The organism is Streptococcus lactarius (assembly GCF_016642265.1).
GTDB lineage: Bacteria > Bacillota > Bacilli > Lactobacillales > Streptococcaceae > Streptococcus > Streptococcus lactarius.
In genome coordinates, this window is sequence record NZ_MRXX01000006.1 from 47,953 (window position 1) to 54,517 (window position 6,565).

The 6,565-nt window shown below is 42.9% G+C and carries 6 protein-coding genes; 5 read left to right on the forward strand and 1 reads right to left on the reverse strand.

Annotation, left to right across the window (positions count from 1 at the left end; translation table 11 throughout):
- Positions 1-207 precede the first annotated feature (207 nt).
- The 4 genes from pflA (at position 208) to BTU61_RS04800 (ending at position 3,342) form a co-directional block, all read left to right on the forward strand.
- Positions 208-1,002: a pyruvate formate-lyase-activating protein gene (pflA, locus tag BTU61_RS04785; protein ID WP_187540299.1), complete on the forward strand. Its 795-nt coding sequence runs from the start codon at positions 208-210 to the stop codon at positions 1,000-1,002.
- A 195-nt stretch (positions 1,003-1,197) separates the two neighbouring features.
- Complete coding sequence (locus tag BTU61_RS04790; protein ID WP_200772559.1) at positions 1,198-2,133, forward strand: manganese-dependent inorganic pyrophosphatase; 936 nt, start codon at positions 1,198-1,200, stop codon at positions 2,131-2,133.
- Positions 2,134-2,195: 62 nt separating this feature from the next.
- On the forward strand, positions 2,196-2,708 hold the full coding sequence (locus BTU61_RS04795; RefSeq protein WP_200772560.1) for a YiiX/YebB-like N1pC/P60 family cysteine hydrolase: 513 nt from the start codon (positions 2,196-2,198) through the stop codon (positions 2,706-2,708).
- Positions 2,692-3,342 (forward strand): DUF1803 domain-containing protein, encoded by a 651-nt coding sequence (locus tag BTU61_RS04800; RefSeq protein ID WP_200772562.1) that lies wholly within the window; start codon positions 2,692-2,694, stop codon positions 3,340-3,342. Before BTU61_RS04795 ends, BTU61_RS04800 begins: the two co-directional genes overlap by 17 nt.
- A 39-nt stretch (positions 3,343-3,381) precedes the next feature.
- On the opposite strand, the gene BTU61_RS04805 is transcribed toward BTU61_RS04800, so the two are convergent.
- Positions 3,382-4,827, reverse strand: coding sequence for a UDP-N-acetylmuramoyl-L-alanyl-D-glutamate--L-lysine ligase (locus BTU61_RS04805; protein WP_200772563.1), 1,446 nt, complete (start codon positions 4,825-4,827; stop codon positions 3,382-3,384).
- 87 nt (positions 4,828-4,914) lie between these two features.
- Here BTU61_RS04805 and BTU61_RS04810 point away from each other — a divergent pair, with 87 nt between their 5' ends.
- Positions 4,915-6,543, forward strand: coding sequence for a putative polysaccharide biosynthesis protein (locus tag BTU61_RS04810; protein ID WP_187540309.1), 1,629 nt, complete (start codon positions 4,915-4,917; stop codon positions 6,541-6,543).
- The last annotated feature ends 22 nt before the right edge of the window (positions 6,544-6,565 follow it).

Consider the following 6,565-nt stretch of genomic DNA (forward strand, 5'->3'; position numbering starts at 1 on the left):
ACAATTGAGAGGCTAGGACCTTTGTCCCAACCTCTTTATTTCTCCCAAAATACAGGACAGATCATTCGATTATCGAAACTGTACTAGGACAAGAAACAATTTTGAAAACAACAGATTCTTTTCAAAAAAGAGACCAAATCTCTTTAAAATAGATGGAAATTTGTTATAATAAAGTTATAAAACGTTTTCAAGAGAAGAGGTTCCTCAATGGAAAATGAAACAGTTGACTATGGAAAAGTTACAGGAATGGTACACTCAACAGAAAGTTTTGGAGCGGTAGACGGTCCAGGGATCCGCTTTATTGTCTTTCTGCAAGGGTGTCAAATGCGGTGCCAATATTGCCACAATCCAGATACATGGGCAATGGAAACCAACAATTCTCGTGAGCGGACGGTGGATGATGTCCTAGAAGAAGCTCTTCGCTATCGTGGCTTTTGGGGCCAAAAAGGGGGAATCACGGTTAGTGGAGGAGAAGCCCTCTTGCAGATTGATTTCTTGATTGCCCTCTTTACCAAAGCCCAAGAGTTAGGGATCCATTGTACGCTCGATACTTGTGCCCTTCCTTTTCGAAATACACCTCGCTATTTGGAAAAATTTGACCGTTTGATGGCGGTGACAGACTTGGTGCTCCTTGATATCAAGGAAATCAATGATGAACGTCACAAAATTGTGACCAGCCATACCAACAAAACCATCTTAGCTTGTGCTAAGTACCTGTCTGATATCGGAAAACCAGTCTGGATTCGTCATGTTTTGGTTCCTGGGCTTACAGACCGGGATGATGATTTGATCGAGCTTGGAAAATTTGTTAAAACCCTTAAAAATGTCGATAAGTTTGAAATTCTACCCTACCATACCATGGGGGAATTCAAATGGCGTGAGTTGGGAATTCCGTACAAATTGGAAGGGGTCAAACCTCCGACAAAAGAACGAGTCCAAAATGCAAAAAAACTAATGGATACCGAAAGTTACCAAGATTACCTGAAACGGGTCAAAGGATAAAAAGAAGAGAAGGCTGGGACAAAAGTTCTAGCCTCTCAATTATCTTTGGATTGTCGAGTAAGACGCAGTGGTTGAGTGGGCTCTACNNGTCCCACTCTCTTTTTTATCTTGAAATACATGCGTCTTCCCTTTCTTTAAATAGAAAAACGTGTTAAAATAAAGTGAAACTATAAATGAAAATAAAGAGGTAGAAACATGTCAAAAATTCTTGTCTTTGGTCACCAAAATCCTGACTCAGATGCGATTGGTTCATCAGTAGCCTTTGCTTATCTTGCAAAAGAAGCTTATGGTTTGGATACTGAAGCAGTAGCTCTTGGAACTCCAAATGAAGAAACAGCTTTTGTCTTGAACTATTTTGGTGTAGAAGCACCGCGCGTGATCACATCAGCTAAAGCAGAAGGCGCAGAGCAAGTCATCTTAACAGACCACAACGAATTCCAACAATCTGTTTCAGATATCGCTGAAGTAGAAGTTTACGGTGTGGTGGACCACCACCGTGTGGCTAACTTTGAAACTGCCAGCCCACTTTACATGCGTTTGGAACCAGTGGGATCTGCATCCTCTATCGTATATCGCATGTTCAAAGAACACGGTGTAGCAGTGCCAAAAGAATTGGCCGGTTTGATGCTTTCAGGTTTGATTTCAGATACTCTTCTTTTGAAATCTCCAACCACTCACCCATCAGATAAAGTGATTGCGCCTGAATTGGCTGAATTGGCTGGTGTAAACTTGGAAGAATACGGTCTTGCCATGCTCAAAGCTGGGACTAACTTGGCAAGCAAATCAGCAGAAGAATTGATCGATATCGATGCGAAAACTTTTGAATTGAATGGTAACAAGGTTCGTGTTGCTCAAGTCAATACAGTTGATATTGCTGAAGTATTGGAACGCCAAGCTGAAATCGAAGCGGCCATCCAAGCCGCAAATGCAGCTAACGGTTACTCTGACTTTGTCTTGATGATTACAGACATCGTCAACTCAAACTCAGAAATTTTGGCCCTTGGTGCTAACATGGACAAGGTAGAAGCAGCCTTTAACTTCAAACTTGAAAACAACCACGCTTTCCTTCCAGGTGCTGTTTCACGTAAGAAACAAGTGGTGCCTCAGTTGACAGAAAGCTTTAATGCATAATGATAGGTGGGAAAACCCATCGTTAAAAGGAGTTTCGACTCCTTTTTTGCTAGGAGGAGACCATGTTAGAAACAGGTGATTTGATTTTTGTAAAGGACCCGTCAGATATGGGACAGGCCATTCAGGCTTCAACAGGGAACTATAGCCACGTGGCTATCTTTTTGGACGGCTTTATTTATCACGCTACTGGAGAAGCAGGTGTTGTCTGCCAAGAACCGGTAGATTTCTTTGAGTCTGATCGAGTCTACGATCTTTATCGCTATCCGGGAATTGATCTCAAAGAGGTCAAAAAGAAAGCAGAGAGCCACTTAGGTGCACCTTATAATACTTCCTTTTATCCAGATGGAACTGGTTTTTACTGTTCCCAATATATTGCATCCATCTTACCCATTTTTGAGACCATTCCTATGAAGTTTGGCGATAAGGAGCAGGAGATTAGTCCCTTCTGGCTGGATTACTACAGAGAGCTCGGTCTAGCCGTTCCTCTAGATCAGCCTGGGACCAATCCGAGTCAGTTATCATCCTCTCCACTGTTGAAATGTAAAGAAAGGAATCTTCATGATTCGGATTTTTAACCCATCTCGTTTGACACGTCAGCCTTTTTTTAAGGACTTGATTAACTATCTGGATCAGCATAACGATGTGATCCTGCGGCAGATCAAGGCTCAATTTCCAGATCAACCAGTGGATAAGCTGATGGAGGAGTATATCAAAGCAGGCTTCATCCTAAGGGAAAATAAACGCTACACCCTCAACCTGCCTTTCTTGGAGTCAGCTGATCGGGTTGAACTGGATCAAGAAGTCTTTGTCCGAGAGGATAGTGAACTTTATCAGGAACTGAAAGCCAAGGTCTTCCAAACGGAACTCTGCAACACAACCAATGCAGCGATTCTCATAGAGGAGACGGACTTTGCGCGACATGCACAGACCCTTTCCAATTACTTCTACAAGGTAGCTCAGCAATATCCATTGACAGAGGAGCAAGAGAAGCTCTATGCCATTTTGGGAGACGTCAATCCAGAGTATGCTCTCAAGTATATGACTAGCTTTTTGCTCAAGTTCCTCAAGAAAGAAGAAGTCCAGCAAAAGCGCAGAGACATCTTTGTAGACAGTTTAGAAATCTTAGGCTATATCCGCAAAAATGATGAAGGCAAATATGAATTAGCAGTTGATTTTGATCGTGAAAGATTGCTCTTTATAAAAAAATAAACAAGGTTAGGAACTCTTCCTAGCCTTATTTTGCTTTGCTTATAAATAATGTTTAGCAATAGCGGCATCACCTGGATATGCTTCTTTTACGCCATTGACGATTTGGTAGCAGTCAGCTCCTTTTCCTGCGATAATGACGGCATCTTCAGGCTTGCTGGTAGTTGCCATAGCCAGTTGAATGGCTTCTTCGCGATCTGCGATTTTCTCAACAGGGCGCGTGATAAAGCTGCTAATCTCTTCAGCGATTGCCAAAGGATCTTCGTGGTTGGGGTCATCCGCTGTGAGGAAGACTTGGATCTCAGGATGGTCTTCTAAGAGTAAACCAAAGTCCTTGCGGCGGCTCTCTCCTTTGTTCCCAGTTGATCCAAGAACCAGTGAAATGGTCCCCGTTTGATGAGTTTCGACGACTGAGAGCAGTTTTTTCAAGCTATCTCCATTATGGGCGTAGTCGATGAAGACCTTGGCTCCATTTTTCTGAGTCAGCACTTCCATACGACCGGGAACACGAGTTTCGGCTATCCCTTTTTGGATATCCTCGAGGCTCGCACCTAGACGAAGACAGGCAAGACCTGCTGCTACAGCATTTTCTTGGTTGAAGCGACCAATCAGTTGGATGTCATAGTCTCCAGCTAATTTACCAGTAGCTGAGAAACGAAAGGCTTTGGAGTTTTCAATTTGATTCTCAGACTGACTACCATAAAAGTCATGCTCTTGGTCTTCGACTTGTTCTTTCAAGACGGAAAAATGATCCATATCGCTATTGATGACAACTGCTCGGCTATTTTTCATCAAGAGACGCTTGTGGTAGAAGTAATCTTCAAAGGTCGGATGTTCAATTGGCCCGATATGGTCCGGACTAATGTTGAGAAAAACACCAACGTCAAAGGTCAGACCATATACCCGTTTTACCAGATAAGCTTGACTGGAAACTTCCATAATGAGGTGGGTTCGATCATTGGCAACAGCCTGAGCCATCATGGCAAAAAGATCCAAACTTTCAGGCGTTGTCAGGCTCGATTTAAAGAAATGCTTACCATCCAGTGTCGTATTCATGGTAGACAACATAGCTGGTCGATAACTTTGTGTCAATATATGGTAAGCAAAGTAAGCTGCCGTTGTCTTTCCCTTGGTCCCTGTGAAAGCTAACAGTTTTAATTGTTTCTCAGGGTGTCCATAAAACTCCATGGCAATTAAGCTCATGGCTTGCTTGATGTCATTTACGAGGATAGCAGGAATAGCGACCTCATAATCTTTTTCAGAGACGTAAAAGCCGAGTCCATCTGAAATAGCTTGTTCAAGGTATTCTTTTTTAAAAGTCGCCCCCTTGACAAAAAAGAGGGTACTAGCAGAAACCTTGCGACTATCATAGCTAATGGTATCAAAACTTGTGCCTTCTAAACGGTAGTAGTACTCACCGTTTAGAAGGATTTCTCGGAAATTTTGGTCGTTTTTTAGGATTTGTAGGGTTTGTTCAATTGTAATCATACAACTATTTTAAACTTAAAGTCTCTATTTTACAAGTGCCATGGAAAAGTTTATAATGTAGAGAAGAAGAAAGGAAAGAGGACACCAATGAGTCACGAACAAAATGACCAGCAAGCCCAGATGCTTCGTGGGACTGCTTGGATGACAGCCAGCAACTTTATCAGCCGTTTGCTAGGAGCCGCTTATATTATTCCTTGGTATATTTGGATGGGAACATATGGCCCTCAAGCCAACGGATTATTTACAATGGGGTATAATATCTACGCTTGGTTTCTCTTGATTTCGACAGCTGGAGTACCCGTAGCCGTTGCCAAGCAAGTAGCCAAGTACAACACCCGGGATCAAGCAGATCACAGTTTTGCCTTGATTCGTAGTTTCTTAAAATTCATGGGAATTCTAGGCCTCGGCTTTGCCATTCTCATGTATCTCTTGTCCCCTATCTTTGCCAGTCTTTCAGGTGGAGGAAAAGAGCTCGTTCCAATCATGCAGAGTCTTTCTTGGGCTGTTTTGATTTTTCCTTCGATGAGCGTGATTCGCGGATTTTTCCAAGGCTTCAATAACATGAAACCCTATGCTATTAGCCAGATCGCAGAGCAAGTCATCCGAGTTATTTGGATGTTGCTTACGACCTTCTTCATCATGAAGATTGGATCAGGAGATTATGTGCAGGCCGTTACACAGTCGACTTTTGCTGCCTTTATCGGTATGTTAGCGAGCCTTCTCGTTCTCTTTTATTACCTTGGGAAAACAGGCCTTCTCTCTTCTATTTTGAAAAAGCAAGAGAATAGTGAAGGGATTGATACCCGGGCCCTCTTGATCGATACGATTCGAGAAGCCATTCCTTTTATCATCACTGGTTCTGCCATTCAGCTCTTTCAAATTGTGGACCAGATGACCTTTATCAATGTCATGTCTTGGTTCACAGATTATAGTCAGAAGCAGCTTCTGGTCATGTTTAGTTATTTCTCTGCCAATCCAAATAAAATCACCATGATCCTGATTGCGGTGGCGACCTCGATTGGGGGAGTGGGAATTCCTCTTTTAACGGAGAATTATGTCAAGGGCGACTTAAAAGCGGCTGGAAAGCTCGTACAGGATAACTTGACCATGCTATTAGCTTTCTTGCTTCCAGCAACAATTGGGGCAGTAGCCGTAGCTAAGCCACTCTATACGGTTTTTTATGGACAACCCGATTCTTTAGCTTTAGGCCTCTTTATTGTGGCTATGTTGCAGACCGTGATTTTAGGAGTTTATACTGTCTTGTCTCCGATGATTCAGGCCCTCTTCCAAAACCGCAAAGCCATTCGCTACTTCCTCTATGGGGTCGCTGTAAAATTGGTTTTACAAATTCCATTGATTCTGGTCTTTCGTTCCTATGGGCCACTCTTGTCAACGACCATCGCTTTAATGGTGCCCATCGTTCTTATGTATCAGGAGATCCAAACCATTACCCAATTTAATCGGACCATCGTCTTCAAACGCACATTGCTTGGGTCAATCCTAACCGTCGTGATGTTGCTTGGGGTCTTGATCGCAGGATTGATTCTTGGCTGGATTTATCCACCAAATAGTCGGGTATCGAGCATGGTTTATCTCATCATCATTGGTGGTTTGGGAGTAGCGATCTATGGAGCTTTAGGACTATGGCTACGCTATTTTGACCGCTTTATTGGAGGTCAAGCCGCACGTCTTAGACAAAAATTTCGCATCAAATAAACCTGAGAGGCTGGGACAAAAG